The sequence below is a fragment of the Pedobacter africanus genome (assembly GCF_040548825.1).
In the GTDB taxonomy this organism is placed as follows: domain Bacteria; phylum Bacteroidota; class Bacteroidia; order Sphingobacteriales; family Sphingobacteriaceae; genus Pedobacter; species Pedobacter africanus_A.
Window position 1 is genome coordinate 318,299 of record NZ_JBEPSL010000003.1, and the last position, 14,891, is coordinate 333,189.

The 14,891-nt window shown below is 45.2% G+C and carries 12 protein-coding genes; 3 read left to right on the forward strand and 9 right to left on the reverse strand.

Annotated features, from left to right (window positions below; all coding sequences use genetic code 11):
* The first annotated feature begins 41 nt into the window (after positions 1-41).
* Entirely contained in the window at positions 42-392 is a 351-nt protein-coding gene (locus ABIE26_RS17040) for a 4Fe-4S dicluster domain-containing protein (RefSeq protein WP_310144034.1), read from the forward strand.
* A 55-nt stretch (positions 393-447) separates the two neighbouring features.
* Here ABIE26_RS17040 and ABIE26_RS17045 read toward each other — a convergent pair whose 3' ends face one another.
* Entirely contained in the window at positions 448-903 is a 456-nt protein-coding gene (locus tag ABIE26_RS17045) for a universal stress protein (RefSeq protein WP_310144037.1), read from the reverse strand.
* Between the two features lie 107 nt (positions 904-1,010).
* Between ABIE26_RS17045 and ABIE26_RS17050 the strand changes: the two genes are divergently transcribed.
* A complete protein-coding gene (locus ABIE26_RS17050; RefSeq protein WP_310144039.1) occupies positions 1,011-1,793 on the forward strand; it encodes a C40 family peptidase in 783 nt (260 codons plus the stop codon).
* Positions 1,794-1,830: 37 nt separating this feature from the next.
* Entirely contained in the window at positions 1,831-7,677 is a 5,847-nt protein-coding gene (locus tag ABIE26_RS17055) for a carboxypeptidase-like regulatory domain-containing protein (RefSeq protein ID WP_310144043.1), read from the forward strand.
* On the opposite strand, the gene ABIE26_RS17060 is transcribed toward ABIE26_RS17055, so the two are convergent.
* From ABIE26_RS17060 to hisD, 8 genes are all read right to left on the reverse strand, one after another.
* The gene (locus ABIE26_RS17060; RefSeq protein WP_310144045.1) at positions 7,667-8,566 is read right to left on the reverse strand and encodes a WD40 repeat domain-containing protein; all 900 of its coding nucleotides are present in this window, start codon (positions 8,564-8,566) and stop codon (positions 7,667-7,669) included. The genes ABIE26_RS17055 and ABIE26_RS17060 overlap by 11 nt on opposite strands.
* 3 nt (positions 8,567-8,569) lie before the next feature.
* A complete protein-coding gene (hisIE, locus tag ABIE26_RS17065; RefSeq protein ID WP_310144048.1) occupies positions 8,570-9,160 on the reverse strand; it encodes a bifunctional phosphoribosyl-AMP cyclohydrolase/phosphoribosyl-ATP diphosphatase HisIE in 591 nt (196 codons plus the stop codon).
* Positions 9,157-9,912, reverse strand: coding sequence for an imidazole glycerol phosphate synthase subunit HisF (hisF, locus tag ABIE26_RS17070; RefSeq protein ID WP_310144049.1), 756 nt, complete (start codon positions 9,910-9,912; stop codon positions 9,157-9,159). The genes hisIE and hisF overlap by 4 nt, the downstream gene beginning before the upstream one ends.
* 4 nt (positions 9,913-9,916) lie before the next feature.
* Entirely contained in the window at positions 9,917-10,666 is a 750-nt protein-coding gene (hisA, locus tag ABIE26_RS17075) for a 1-(5-phosphoribosyl)-5-[(5-phosphoribosylamino)methylideneamino]imidazole-4-carboxamide isomerase (protein WP_310144052.1), read from the reverse strand.
* Position 10,667: 1 nt separating this feature from the next.
* Positions 10,668-11,261, reverse strand: coding sequence for an imidazole glycerol phosphate synthase subunit HisH (hisH, locus tag ABIE26_RS17080; protein ID WP_310144054.1), 594 nt, complete (start codon positions 11,259-11,261; stop codon positions 10,668-10,670).
* Positions 11,261-12,394, reverse strand: coding sequence for a bifunctional histidinol-phosphatase/imidazoleglycerol-phosphate dehydratase HisB (gene hisB / locus ABIE26_RS17085; protein WP_310144056.1), 1,134 nt, complete (start codon positions 12,392-12,394; stop codon positions 11,261-11,263). Before hisB ends, hisH begins: the two co-directional genes overlap by 1 nt.
* Positions 12,395-12,487: 93 nt before the next feature.
* Entirely contained in the window at positions 12,488-13,546 is a 1,059-nt protein-coding gene (gene hisC, locus ABIE26_RS17090) for a histidinol-phosphate transaminase (protein WP_310144058.1), read from the reverse strand.
* Entirely contained in the window at positions 13,533-14,831 is a 1,299-nt protein-coding gene (hisD, locus tag ABIE26_RS17095; RefSeq protein ID WP_310144060.1) for a histidinol dehydrogenase, read from the reverse strand. The genes hisC and hisD overlap by 14 nt, the downstream gene beginning before the upstream one ends.
* Positions 14,832-14,891: the final 60 nt, after the last annotated feature.

Sequence of the window (14,891 nt, forward strand, 5' to 3'; positions counted from 1 at the left end):
CTGTTGCAAAGTTAAACTTAGCAATAGATATAGACGAAGACATGGCTATTAAAATAACAGACGAATGCATTAACTGCGGAGCATGTGAGCCTGAATGCCCAAATAATGCAATTTATGATGCAGGCACAGCCTGGAGATTTTCTGATGGTACCAATTTAAACGGCATCATTGATTTTGGAGGTAAAGAAATGGATGCAGAAGCTGCCCAGGAAGCAGTATCTGATGAAGTTTATTACATCGTTTCCGACAAATGTACAGAGTGTAAAGGTTTTCATGATGAACCGCAATGTGCAGCCGTTTGCCCGGTAGACTGTTGTGTGGATGATGAAGACGTTCGTGAAACAGAAGAAGAATTGCTGGCCAAAAAAGCCTGGTTACATCAGGAAGGATAATTTGCTGGCTATTTATAGGATACACAAAAGGCGCTGTCAGGCGCCTTTTTTATGTTTATGGTTTTTCTTCGTACTTGTTCGGTACAATTAATACCGGGCAGGCCGACTTCCGCGCCACGTGCTCTGCCACACTTCCCATCAGGAAATGATAGATACCCGTCCGGCCATAAGTTCCGATAACAATCAGGTCCGAACCCCACTCGTCAGACTGCTTGATAATGCCATGTGCGGCACTATCAATAACACTGAGGTAGGTAGTAGGGATGCCCTGACTGAATTTGGCCTCAATCTCTTTCAGCAGAATATGGCTGTTTTCCTCACTATTGTCATACGCTTCTAAAAATACCGGCGCCAGTGTAAGGTCCGGATTGATATTTGCGGGTATAGGCTCTATAATATTGACCAGCGCAACTTCAGCTCCAAAGGTTTTTGCTACTTCATATCCTGTTTTTGCCGCTTTTTCAGAACAGGTGCTGTTGTCTACTGCAATTAAAATCTTTTTGAGGTTCATGGTGTTTAGATTAAGGTTTATACTGTGCAATAGAATAATGATTTCTATACTATAAAAATAACAATTTAACCAGGCAAAAGTTTATTTTTATACATTGATTTATAGATATGGAACAACAATATGGAATTTGCAGGATAGCTGTAGCACCTTTAAGGGCCGAACCTTCGGATAAAGCCGAGATCGCCTCTCAGCTGCTGTTTGGCGATCACGTAGAAATACTTGAAAAAACGGAGCGCTGGTGGCGGGTCCGTAATGCCTACGACAATTACGAAGGCTGGCTGGATTTCAGGCAGCTGGCAGCCATTTCAGCTGCCGGTTTTCTTGAAAATCAGAACTGCCGCTATATTGTCCCGCCGCAAATAAATAACCTGGTTAGCGATGCAGAGGGTAGTACCTATCTCCTTTCCCCGTCCAGTAACCTGCCGGGTTATAAAGATGGTTATTGCTACCTTGGCGATCAGCCTTATAAAGTGCTGTTCGAACCCCTCGATACCCAGAACGGACTTACAGCCGATGTGGTTACCACAGCGATGTTTTTCCGTAATGTACCTTATTTATGGGGCGGGAAAAACCTCTTCGGAATGGATTGCTCCGGTTTTGTACAAACCGTATTTAAATTGAACGGCTTAAAAATGAAACGCGATGCCTATCAGCAGGCAGAGGAAGGTGCGGTTGTCGACTTCCTTCCGGAAATCAAACCCGGTGATGTCGCATTCTTCGACAATGCCGAAGGAAGGATTACCCACGTGGGCATCATGATCGACCCTACACAGATCATACATTCTTCTTCAAAAGTCAGGATAGATCCTATGGATAACGAAGGTATTTACAATGCAGAATTGGGCAGATATACCCATAAACTCAGAATTGTAAAACGCTTTATGGAATAGGCAATTCATTTGCATCCTATTTATAAATCAAATATTTATGAAGCTTCTTTTACGCTCCCTCTTCTTGCTGCTTATTGCTGCGCAGGCAGCTTTTGCACAAAAAAAATTAACGAACAGCCGCATTTCGGGCGACTTTACCTATATCTATAAGCTAAGTGATAAGGAAGCTTATTCCATCGCTTCCGAAGGTAAAACGGTTATAAACGATGCTTTTTTGCATACCCGGATCGATTCTTTTTACCATGTTCCCAATAAAGTTTACAGCAAAAACCTTCCTTATGGCAACTATCTATATGTAAAGGCCGTAAAAAACCAGTTTGTTTATCAGCTTAAGCCTCAAAATAATGTAAACCTGCAGTTCATCAACAATAGGAACGACTTTCAGTTCGCCCTAACCGATTTGAAAGGCAGGCACATCAGCAATGCAGCGGTAACGGTGGGTAAAGGCAGGCGCATCCGGTATAGTGCAGCGGCTAAGCTGTATGTGGCAGGATCCGGATCAAAACAAGGGGTAATTACAGCCCGGTATGAAGGCATCAGCAATTTTTTTACTTATGAGGAACAGGAAAGCTATGAACGTTATGCTAAAAACGGACCTTCTTTGTTTAAGAAAATATTTGGAAAAAAGCGTGGCGTTGGGAGCCGCAAACGGGATACCAAAGCCGGGTATTCAGGTTATATGGTATTTAACAAACCTATGTACAAACCTCTGGATACGGTGAAATTTAAGGTCTATCTGGTTACAGCCAAAGGGGAGAGCATCCGGAACAAACCTTTAAGAGTTGAGCTTTATAAAGATTATAATGCTCCGGGAACCCTGCTTACTACTTTAAATCCTTACCGGGATGGTGGTTATGAATTCAGTTTTGTCTTGACAGATAGCTTACAGTTAAAACTGGACAGGAACTATACTATTGCTTTAAAGGAACAGCGGGGAAAAGAATGGGAGCAGGTTTATCAGGGCAGTTTCAGGTATGAGGACTACGAACTGAAGTCGGTCAGTTTTGCAGTCAGAACAGATAAAAATGAGTACAACCCCGGTCAGCCGGTTCATGTTTTTATGAAGGCAACCGACGAAAATGAGCTTGCCGTGCCCGATGGTCGGGTAGAGGTACTGGTTCGGACAAATGCCGCTTCAAAGTTTTACAAGCCCCGGGTTTTTGTTAAAGATACCCTTTGGAAAACCAGCCTCACGCTCGACCCGGTAGGGGAAACCAAACTCCTGCTTCCGGATAGTATTTTTCCAAAGGCCGACATCGATTTTGAGTTGTCATTTGTATTTTTAAACAGCAATAACGAACGACGTACAGCCAGCAAATCGCTGAAATACCGCGTTAAAGAGCAGGATCTTAAGGTCGAATTTAAAAAGGACAGCCTGTATCTCGACTACCAGGTCAGGGGCAATTCCGTCAGGCAAAAAGCCACCGTGTCGATCAGTTTCCCCAATAGCGATGAAGAAGACATTCTGCAGGTTGAACTTCCTGCTGCCATTAAAATGAATTATGCCGCCAGCGATTACCGTGTAAAAACCAGCGATGGTTACGACGATTATATCTTCATGGAAGATCTTAAGCCGGAAATAAAAGTAGATGCGGTGCAGGATAAAGATTCTTTAAGGGTATTGGTCGATAATCAGCATAAAATACCTTTCTGGTACACCATCTTTTCGGGCGAAAAAGTATTTTTAAGAGGTTATGGTACCCGCCTGGATACCATAATGAGGCATGCTTCAGCAAAGGCAGCGCATGTCAAAATCAATTACAGCTGGGGCGAAAAGGAAGGGGATACAGAAACCAGTGCCTTTTACAGGTCCGGTGTTTTGAATGTAAAGCTGCTGAGCCCTGATCTGGTTTATCCCGGACAAACGGTAAACATGCAGGTTAAGGTAACCGATGCAAACGACCTGCCGGTGGCCTCAACAGATGTTACCGCATATGCCTACACCAGCAAATTTAAAAACGGGTATTCACCAGGGATCCCTTATTTTGGCAAACCTTTCTTTGCACGTAAAATAAACCCTGGCTTCGAGGCCGAGGACATAGGTCTAAGGGGAGAGATAGGTCTGACCTGGGAAAGATGGGGGAAAGCGTTAAATCTGGACACCATTGAATACTATCGCTTTACACAGACAAAAGATTTGTATGCGATACAGGAAGAGGGGGCGGATACCACCATAGCGGTTGTTGCCCCCTTTGTGGTAAAAAACGGGGCATTAGTACCCGCTCATATTGTTTATATAGATGATGTGCCCGTGTACTTTAGTCAGGCCAATCAGCTTCAGCGATATGCATTCCGGCTTAGTCCGGGTAAACATAGCATTCAGATGCGTACTTCGGAGTACCTGGTAAGCCTGGACGATTATGAATTTGAAAAAGGCAAAAAAACAATATTAAGTGTAAATGCCGATGTACAGAACACAAAGGCCCGTGTTACTGCATTAACCCCACTGCTCAGTGCCGAAGAATCTGCTTTTCTTACAAAATACCTGATCAGGATTGAGAATAATTTTAATGGCGATAAGGCTATACTCAAACCTGTAAATGAGCGCATGGGCGACAGTACCGCATATTTTCTGAGTGTCAGCCAGCATCAGCCCGCCCTCAGTTCCGGCTTTTTGGTAGGCCCTGTTAAAGAAAACTACCTTACCATCGAATCCGGTTCGCTAAAACAGACCTTCGTGAGAGAACCAGGATATACTTATACTTTCCTGCCGGGATTGCTCAAACAAAAATCATATAACACTCCTTATGGTTTTAACACAACTTTAACTGCATTTAATGGCAGCGATGACTACAGGCAGTACCCTTTGAAAAGTGGAGAACTGGATAGCATCTGGAACAATTATCTGGACTTAAGGAGCAGGACAACACCATTGATTAACAATTCATACCCCAGGGGAGGAAGCTATGGTAAACTGGTAATGAAGCTGGACACGGGCATTTCGAATCAAATGCCTTACCTGAAGAATATTGTGATCTATAAATATGATGAACCTGATTTTCTGCAGGTATACCCGGGTAATGCCAGCTATTTTCATGTACTTGAGCAAAGCATCTACCGGATCATTTACCTGTTTAAAGACAACCGGTATTTCGTTGCCGAAGATGTAGACATTAAAGCTGGGGGCATAAACTATTTTGAGTGGAAGGGAATGAAAATTCAGGCCGCGGATGCAATGAGTACAGGAATAGACCTGCAGATCAAATCTGTAAATATTGGCAGCAATAGTGCCAGGCCTGCCGATGCCCAGCAAAATATCCTTCAGAACATCAACAACAGGTACTTTAACCCTGCCATACTTACCGGCAGGATGAGTGGTCGTGTAATTGATGCAAAAACCAAAGAACCTGTAGTGGCTGCGGTAGTAAAAATAAAAGGTGCAAGCTATGGGGTAAGTACAGGGCCTAACGGATATTTTGAGATTAAGGTCCCAAAGCGCGGCAAACTGATCGTTACATTTATAGGTTACGATACCAGAGAAATTAATGTGGTCAATGGCGACGCCGGTGAAATTAAACTTGATGCTGCAACGGCATTGCTGGAGGAAATCGTTGTAGTGGGCTATGGAACGCAGAAGAAACAACATTTAACCGGAGCAATCAGTGCCATCAGCAGTCAGGCGCTTGGTTATGCAGGGGCCGCCCAAAAGCAGGAAATGGATGCCAGAATGGTAATCAGGGGGCTGTCAACAAACTCAGCCGGGCAAAAGCCATTGATCATTGTCGACGGCCTGCCATTTACCGGAGATATCAGCGCCCTGGATCAGTCGAGCATTGTTTCCTTAAATATTCTGAAAGATGCAGAAGCAATGGCAATTTATGGCGCCCGCGCTGCCGCAGGGGTGATCATCGTTAAAACCAAAGGGGGAAATACTGTTCTTAATGCAGCCGGAACGCCGGAACAGCAGCAGCCGGGCCTGCGCCGCAATTTCTCTGACTATGCCATCTGGCAACCCAGTTTATATACCGATGCAGATGGAAAAGCTGCATTTACCGTTAAATTTCCTGATGATGTAACCAGCTGGACAACCAGGCTTGTGGCCATGAACGGTCGCAAACAAGGGGGCGTTGCCGAAACTACGATCAAATCTTTTAAAATGCTCAGTGCCAATTTTGTATCGCCCCAGTTTGCCCTGGAAGGTGACAGCATCAGGGTAATCGGTAAGCTGATGAATTATAGCAATGCCGATGAAACGGTAAACCGCAGGTTCAGCTACAATGGGCTGGAACGATTAAACGGAAAGCTGACCTTTAAAAATGCAAAAATTGATACCGTACCGATTGTAGCCAGGGGGTATAAAGGAATGGCTGCAGACAGCCTCAGTTTTGAATATACCATGAAACAGGACAATGGTTATTTTGATGGGGAACTCCGCAAAATCCCTGTATTTAAAGCCGGGGTAACCGAAACCAAGGGTGTTTTTAATGCACTTGGCGGTGATACGACCATCGTGTATAAATTCGATCCGGCTTTAGGCAAGGTTACACTCCGGGCCGAGGCTTCAGTATTTCCAACACTACTGGATGAGATCGATAAGCTGCGGAACTATGAATACCTGTGTAACGAACAGCTGGCCTCTAAATTAAAGGCGCTGCTGCTCGAAAAATCTGTGCGGAAATACCTGGGGCAGGATTTCAAAGAAGAAAAAAACATCAAAGCATTGCTCAAAAAACTGCAGGACAATAAGCGGACGGAGGGTACCTGGGGCTGGTGGCAAAACAGCGGCGAAGAATTATGGATTAGCTTACATGTGGTAGAAACTTTACTGGAAGCCCAGAAGCAAGGATATGAGGTTCTGCTGGATAAAAATAAGCTATATAGCTACCTGCTCAGCAGAATGACAGGCGATGCTCATTTTGATCAGATTTACGGTGTAAAATTGCTGCGCCTGCTCAATGAAAAATATTATGCCAACGACTGGATCAATGCCATTGAGAAGAAAAGGGGCGATCTGGAAGCAAAAAATGCCCGCGAAAGGAAGGCAAACTCCGATGTGCCATTGTTGCCTAAACAACCCTTGTACGAAAAACTTCAGCTGATGCAGCTGAAGCAACAAGCGGGTATGCCTGTAGATATGAACTGGCTTATGGGCCTTAAAAAGGAAACCATGTTTGGCAATTGTTACTGGGGAGAAGAAAACCGTTACTTCTGGGATAACAGCATTCAGAATACTTTAATGGCTTACCAGGTGCTTAAAGCTAATGGCGGGCATACCAGGGAGATGGAGGGCATTCAGCGTTATTTTTTAGAACAGCGAAAAGACGGACAATGGCGCAATACCTATGAGTCGTCCCTTATTTTGCAAACCATACTACCCGAACTGATGGGCGATGGCAGAAAGGCCGAACCCGCGGCAATTGTACTGAACAACGAGAACATTACTGTTTTTCCATATAACAAGGTGATCGAACCTGCAGCATTAACGCTGACTAAGAAAGGTAAGGCTCCGGTTTATTTTACTGCCTACCAGCAGTTCCATAATCCCAGTCCGCAGAAAGTGAGTAAAGATTTTACGGTAAAAACCTGGTTTGATCAAAAAGGTGAGACCGTTAAAAAGCTAAAAGCTGGTACTTTGACCAATTTAAAGGTAGAGGTTGAGGTACGGGCCGATGCCGACTATGTAATGGTAGAAGTGCCAATTCCGGCAGGTTGCTCTTATGAAAACAAAATTCAGACTTTCTGGGGGCTGGAAACACACCGGGAGTATTTTAAACATAAGACCTCTATTTTTTGCAGTAAACTTAAAAAAGGAAAATACATGTTCAATATTCAACTGATGCCAAGGTACTCGGGCAATTACATCCTGAACCCGGCAAAAGCCGAAATGATGTATTTCCCGGTGTTTTATGGCAGGGAGGGTATGAAGAATATAGCTATAAATTAAGCGTCCATATCATTACCTGGCGGTCGTCTCCTGTAGAGATCAGGTATCTGCCATTGCTGCTCCAGATCAGTTTGTTGATGGAGTGAAAATGGCCCTGTGTATTTTTTTCGAGGCTTAATATTTTATAGAGCTTAAAATTTTTGCTGTCCCATAGTTTGATGCTTTTGTCCTGACTGCAGGTAGCAAAATAGGGGGCAGCAGGATGGAAAGCAATCGCATAAACACTGAACATATGCGCAGCTACCTGATTGATCAGCTCATAATCGGGTAAGGCCCATATTTTTAGCTGCGCATCGCGCCCGCCAGAGATCAGGTATTGCCCATCCGGCGAATATTGCAGGGAAGTGATGGGTAAGGTATGCCCCCGCAATTCCTTAATCAGACTGTAATCTTCCGAACTGTAAACCCGGATCAGTCCGTCTTTACAGCCCAGTGCAATTTCAGTTTCGGTGTTGTTCACCGCAATCACCCTTACCGTGTTCTGGATTACCGGAAAATGGTACAGCAGCGAAAAATCAGCTAAAGACCATACGGCAAGGGTCCCGTCTTCGCCGGTACTCAGCAGCTCATTTTTACCGGCAATCGTCCTGATGTCAAATACTGCCTTTTGATGATGGCTTAAGGTGGCCAGGTTTTTTTCAAGCTTCAGGTCAAACACCAGGATCAGGCCGCTTCTTTGTGCGATAAAAAGAAGGTCATTATACCGGTGAAGGGCATATACCGAGCTTTGCACCGGCACCAGGACTTTCACAAAGGACATGGTTTGCAGCGACCATTCTACCACACCCTTGTCATTGCCCGCACTATAGAATGTATTTTCTTTAGCCGCATTTGCCAATGCATAAATGGGGTTTTGGTGACCGCCAAGGGTGTGCAGATGTGTAATCATGGTTTATTTTTTATGCCGGCCTTCCAGGTTCAAGCCAATGTCAGCAAGGGTTTTTCCTTTTTCCTTTAACAATACCAGTAAATGGAATACCAGGTCGGAACTCTCATTTACGAAATCTTCATCGGTTTCGTTCAACGCAGCAATTACTGTTTCCACCCCTTCTTCGCCTACTTTCTGCGCAATCTTATTGAGGCCTTTGCCACGCAGTTTGTTGATGTACGATTCTGCTACAGGGTTTTCATACCTGTCGGCAATGATCTGTTCCAGTTCAAAAATAAAGTTCTGGTTGTAGGCTGTTTTAAAGCAGCTGCGGGAGCCGGTATGGCAGGTAGGGCCAACCGGACTGGCCTTGATCAGTATCGTATCATTATCGCAATCGATATGGCTTTCTTTTACAAAAAGAAAATTACCGCTTTCTTCCCCTTTGGTCCACAGCCGGTTTTTGCTGCGTGAAAAGAAAGTAACCTTGCCTTCGGCCTGTGTCTTGTCCCAGGCCTCCTGGTTCATATAACCCAGCATTAAAACCTCAAGGGTTTGCACATCCTGTATAATTACAGGTACCAAACCCTGTGTTTTTTCAAAATCTATATTCATAACCTTACCGGTATGTTGTGTTTTTTTAATTCTTGTTTTAAAAGTGGGATCGGGATTTCCCCAAAATGGAAAACCGATGCCGCCAGGGCAGCATCCACACCCGTTTCTAAAAATACTTCTGTAAAATGGGCTATCTTTCCTGCACCGCCCGAAGCAATAACAGGTATGTTGATCGATTTGGAAACCTTATCCAGCAAGGAACAGTCGAAACCGTTTTTGGTACCATCGTGGTCCATAGAGGTCAGCAAGATCTCGCCTGCGCCCAGGTTTTCAGCCCTGATGATCCAATCTTCTGTCTCCAGTTCCGTAATTAAGCGACCACCGTTCAGGTGCACCATATTGCGCCCTTCAACCAGTTTCGTATCCACGGCAACCACCACAAATTGTACCCCGAAAGCCTTGGCTAAGTCTTCAATCAATACAGGGTTTCTTACCGCTGCCGAATTGATACTGATCTTATCTGCACCGGCATTCAACAGGGCCTCGGCATCGGCTATGGTCGTGATGCCGCCGCCAATGGTAAAGGGGATGTTCAGCTGCCTGGCTACGGCCTTAACCATTTCCAGGGTAGTGCCCCTGCGTTCATGTGTAGCGGTAATGTCCAGAAAAACCAACTCATCAGCACCCTGCTGTGCATATTGCCAGGCCAGTTCCACCGGATCACCTGCATCTTTAAGGTCTACAAAGTTTACGCCTTTAACGGTCCGCCCGTCTTTAACATCCAGGCATGGAATGATACGTTTGCTCAGCATCTGTTTACAGCGAGGTCATTTGCTTTAAATTCCACTCTTTGATCTGTTCAATAGTGATCCTGTTTTCGTAGATGGCCTTTCCAACTACAACAGAACGTATATCGTATTTATCCAGCTCCTCAATGTCTTTCATAGAACTTACCCCACCCGAGGCGATCAGTTTAATGAAAGGCGAATGTTCCAGGAGTTTTTTGTAGAGGTCTATGGCCGCACCGCCCAGTTTACCGTCTTTGTTGATGTCGGTGCACAAGAACCTGAAGAAGCCCAGCTGCAGGCATTTGTCAACATAGTCCATCAGCTTAATCGGCGAGCTTTCCATCCAGCCAGAGTATTTGATTACTTCGTCCAGCACGTCGATGGCAATTACAATGCGGTTGGCATAATCATATTTCTTACCTACTTCTTTGCTCAGTTCCTGTAAGAAATCGGGATTGGTAATGGCCTGTGTACCCACAATTACCCGGTGGATGCCGGCATCCAGCAGGTCGGTCACCTGTTTGATGGTGCGGATACCGCCGCCATATTGCACACGCATATCTGTTTTTTTGATCACTTCAAATAGTGCTGCCTGGTTGCTGAAGTCGCCTTTGGCACCATTTAAATCTATGATATGTATAAATTCTGTACCATTAGACCGATAGGTCTCTATCATATCAGCGATGGAAACATCATAAACTGTCTTCTGGTTGTAGTCGCCTTCTGTAAGGCGGACAACCTTTCCATCTAAAATATCAATTGCAGGAATAATGTACATTTTATTGTTTTAAGTTTGAAAAATTCTTTAATAAACGCTCTCCGGCGGCACCCGATTTTTCCGGGTGAAATTGAACGCCGTAGAAATTGTCTTTTTGTACGGCTGCAGAAAAAGGCATCCCATAGTTTGCAGTCGCGATGTCAAAAGTAGCGTTATATTCAATAAAGTACGAATGCACAAAGTAAAATTGTGCATCATTTTCAACACCTTCAAACAACAAATTGTTTTGATGGCTGATATTATTCCAGCCCATGTGCGGAATTTTAATCCCCTGATCTTTATTGAATAAACGTGTTTTTACCGGCACAATGCCCATCAGCCCGGCATCGCCCTCTTCTGAATGCTGGGTCAGCAGCTGCATGCCTACACATATGCCCAGTACTGGTTTTGTTAAAGCCTTAAGGGGGCCTACCAGACCGGTCTGTTCCAGTTTTTGCATGGCTGCACCGGCGTGGCCAACACCCGGAATGATGATGTGGGTATATTTGTCCAGATCGGCCTCAGTGTTTACCATCCCATAAGGCAGTTTCAACCTGTCTAAGGCCGATGTCAGCGAAAAGATGTTGCCCGCCCCGTAATTTACAATTCCAATCATTACAATATTCCTTTTGTACTGGGTAAGACTAACTTATCAGGGTCGCGTTTAATGGCTACTTTTATGGCTTTTGCAAAGGCTTTAAAAATGGCTTCAATCTTATGGTGCTCATTGTCGCCCTCCGCTTTAATGTTCAGGTTGCACTTGGCCGCATCGCTAAAGGACTTAAAGAAATGGTAGAACATTTCTGTAGGCATATCACCCACCTTTTCGCGTTTAAATTCAGCATCCCACACAATCCAGGCCCTGCCGCCAAAATCAATTGCAGCCTGTGCCAGGCAATCGTCCATAGGCAAACAGAAACCATAGCGTTCCAGGCCAAGTTTATTCCCTATGGCTTTGGCAAAAGCCTCACCCAAGGCAATACCAGTATCTTCAATGGTATGATGCTCATCAATGTGCAGGTCGCCATCCGTTTTGATGCGGAGGTCGATACTCCCGTGACGGGCAATCTGGTCCAGCATATGGTCAAAAAAGTTCAGGCCGGTATGGATGTCGGCCTTACCGGTTCCATCCAGGTCTATATCGATACTGATTTTGGTCTCATTGGTATTGCGCTCATGGTGTACAGTCCGGCTACCCGCCCTCAGGAAGGTATAGATATCTATCCAGTCCTGGGTTTGCAGGGCAATAACCGCTCCAAGCGTATCCGCTTTTTCAAGCACTTCATTTGCACCCAGCAGATCGTTGTTGCGCAGCCATATGGCTTTAGCGCCCAGGTTTTTGGCCAGTATCACATCGTTGATGCGGTCACCTATAACAAATGAATTCGCCAGGTCGTACCCTTCTGTTAAAAAGTGCTGCAGCAATCCGGTATTGGGTTTCCGTGTCGGTGCGTTTTCATGCGCAAAGGTTTTGTCGATGATCACTTCGGTAAATGTTACGCCTTCGCCTGCAAAAGTATCCATAATGAAATTGTGTACCGGCCAGAAGTTATCTTCCGGATGCGAAGCAGTACCCAGACCGTCCTGGTTGGTGACCATCACCAGGTCATAGTCCAATTCCTTGGCGATCTTCGAAAGGTAAAACAGGGCCTTCGGATAAAACTGGAGCTTGGCAAAGGAATCAATCTGCTCATCCTCCGGTTCGGTAATCAGCGTTCCGTCGCGATCTATAAAAAGTATTTTTTTCATCCGTATATAATTTGTTTTTCAACTGTGATGAAGCTATCAGATTTATTCATCCCACGGTGAGGTTTGAAAAATCATGATGGTTTTATCTGTTTTTTAAAGCATTTTAAGCGTTTCTAACAAAGTTTTGTTTTCTTCCGGGGTTCCGATCGTAATGCGCAGACATCCTTCGCATAGCGTCACCTTAGAACGGTCTCTGATGATTATTCCTTCTTTTACTAATGAATCGTATGTTTTCAACGCCTCTTCCACCTCAATTAGTATAAAATTCGCATCCGAAGGATGTACCTTTTTAACCATTGGCAATGCTGCAAGTTCCCTGCTCAGGTTTTCCCTTTCGGCAACGGTTATTCTGATCCATTCATTTACCTGCTCAATGTTCTTCAAGGCAGCTAAGGCAATATCCTGTGTAGCCTGGTTAATGTTGTAGGGCGGCTTCACTTTGTTCAGCACATCAATTACCGGCCTTGCGGCAAAGGCCATTCCCAAACGCAATGCGGCTAAGCCCCATGCTTTGGAGAAAGTCTGCAGGATCACCAGGTTAGGGTATTCTGTAAGTTCCCTGATGAAAGTATGCTGTTTGGCATAGTTGATATAGGCCTCGTCTATCACCACCAGGCCGTTAAAATTGGCCAGTACGGTTTCAATATCTGTGCGGATAATGGAATTTCCGGTAGGGTTGTTTGGCGAGCAGATAAAGAGCAGTTTGGTGTTTTCGTCAATCGCTTCAGCAATGCCTTCCAGGTCTAACTGAAAGCTGGGCAGCAGGTTTACTTTGCGTATTTCTACATTGTTGATGCCGGCCGAAACTTCATACATACCATAAGTTGGCGGAAGGATGACCACATTGTCGCGGCCCGGTTCGCAAAAAGCCCTGAACAGAAGATCTATGGCCTCATCGCTGCCATTTCCCAGAAAGGTGTTCTCGATGGGAACCCCTTTGATCTTGCTGATCGCATCTTTCAGGTCCAGCTGCAGCGGATCAGGGTAACGGTTGTAGTTGACCTCAGGAGCAGTGTCTTTAGCCAGCGGAGAACCGTAACTGTTCTCGTTGGCATCTAAAAAGATACTTGCCTGTCCTTTGTATTCGTCCCTTGCAGTAGAGTAGGGGCGAAGGTTTTTTATATTTTCTCTTTGTAATTTATTGATGTCCATTTTCTTTCAATCTAATAGTTATTGCATTTTTGTGTGCCTCTAAACCTTCGGCTTCAGCCAATACTTCCACGGTGCTTCCAATTTTCCTCAAGCCCCTTGGCGTGATGTGCTGGAAGGTGATCTTCTTTACAAAGGAATCCATAGAAACGCCTGAGTAAGCCTTTGCAAAGCCACTGGTAGGTAAGGTGTGGTTGGTTCCCGAAGCATAATCGCCTGCACTTTCAGGCGTCAGGTTACCCAAAAATACGGAGCCCGCATTGCTGATCAAAGGAATCAATTGTTCAAACTTGTCGGACGCGATGATCAGGTGTTCCGGAGCATACATATTGCTGAATTCCATGCCCTGTTCCAGGTTGTCGACCAGCACTGCATAAGAGTTTTTGATGGCTTCGGCAGCAATATCCTGCCTCGGCAGGGCTTTCAGTTGCACCCCGATCTCAGCTAATGTCTCATCTATAATTTTACTTGAGGTGGCTACTAAAATGGTCTGAGAATCAATTCCATGTTCTGCCTGTGCAAGCAGGTCTGATGCAATGTATGACGAATTGGCAGTCTCATCTGCGAGCACTAAAACCTCCGATGGGCCTGCCGGCATGTCTATTGCAGTCATGCTTGTTCCCTGTACCAGTTGCTTGGCCTGGGTTACATACCTGTTGCCCGGGCCAAATATCTTGTCAACCTTAGGAATGCTGGCTGTACCCCATGCCATGGCAGCTACGGCCTGAGCCCCACCCGCCAGGTAAATCCTTTCGATACCCAGCAATGTAGCCACATAGGCCAGGTAACAATTGGTCTTGCCATCTTTTTGAGGCGGCGAGCATACCACAATCTCTTTACAGCCCGCAAGAACCGCTGGAATGCCTAGCATCAGAAAGGTACTTGGCAGTACAGCAGTGCCCCCCGGTATGTATAAGCCTACCCGCTCTATCGCCCGTGTTTCGCGCCAGCAGGTCACACCCGGCATGGTCTCTGTTTTTCCTTCCCTGTATAGCTGGGCGGCATGGAAAGCTTTGATGTTCCGGTAAGCAGTATCGATCGCTGCTTTCGCTCCGGCCGGGATGGCCGAGGCAATGTTCCTGATCTCCTGCTGGTCTATAAAAAGCTGGTCAAGGTTCACCTTGTCGAAGTTCAGGGCATAGTCGATCAGGGCCTGGTCGCCCTCGGCTTTTACCCTTTCGACGATGGTTTTTACCCGCTCTTTTATGGTCACATCGTCTTCCAGTTGTCGTAAACATATTGATTCAACTTCTTGTTTAGTTAAATCTGTATAACTGTAGATTTTCAATATTTTATGTTTTTGTATTAACTATTGGTTAATGTCCAAATGATGGATTTAAGCAGTAAA

Excerpts from the sequence above, each read along its gene's own strand:
- ABIE26_RS17040 (WP_310144034.1), top strand. The coding sequence starts at position 42 with ATGGCTATTAAAATAACAGACGAATGCATTAACTGCGGAGCATGTGAG.
- ABIE26_RS17045 (WP_310144037.1), bottom strand. The coding sequence starts at position 903 with ATGAACCTCAAAAAGATTTTAATTGCAGTAGACAACAGCACCTGTTCT.
- ABIE26_RS17050 (WP_310144039.1), top strand. The coding sequence starts at position 1,011 with ATGGAACAACAATATGGAATTTGCAGGATAGCTGTAGCACCTTTAAGG.
- ABIE26_RS17055 (WP_310144043.1), top strand. The coding sequence starts at position 1,831 with ATGAAGCTTCTTTTACGCTCCCTCTTCTTGCTGCTTATTGCTGCGCAG.
- ABIE26_RS17060 (WP_310144045.1), bottom strand. The coding sequence starts at position 8,566 with ATGATTACACATCTGCACACCCTTGGCGGTCACCAAAACCCCATTTAT.
- hisIE (WP_310144048.1), bottom strand. The coding sequence starts at position 9,160 with ATGAATATAGATTTTGAAAAAACACAGGGTTTGGTACCTGTAATTATA.
- hisF (WP_310144049.1), bottom strand. The coding sequence starts at position 9,912 with ATGCTGAGCAAACGTATCATTCCATGCCTGGATGTTAAAGACGGGCGG.
- hisA (WP_310144052.1), bottom strand. The coding sequence starts at position 10,666 with ATGTACATTATTCCTGCAATTGATATTTTAGATGGAAAGGTTGTCCGC.
- hisH (WP_310144054.1), bottom strand. The coding sequence starts at position 11,261 with ATGATTGGAATTGTAAATTACGGGGCGGGCAACATCTTTTCGCTGACA.
- hisB (WP_310144056.1), bottom strand. The coding sequence starts at position 12,394 with ATGAAAAAAATACTTTTTATAGATCGCGACGGAACGCTGATTACCGAA.
- hisC (WP_310144058.1), bottom strand. The coding sequence starts at position 13,546 with ATGGACATCAATAAATTACAAAGAGAAAATATAAAAAACCTTCGCCCC.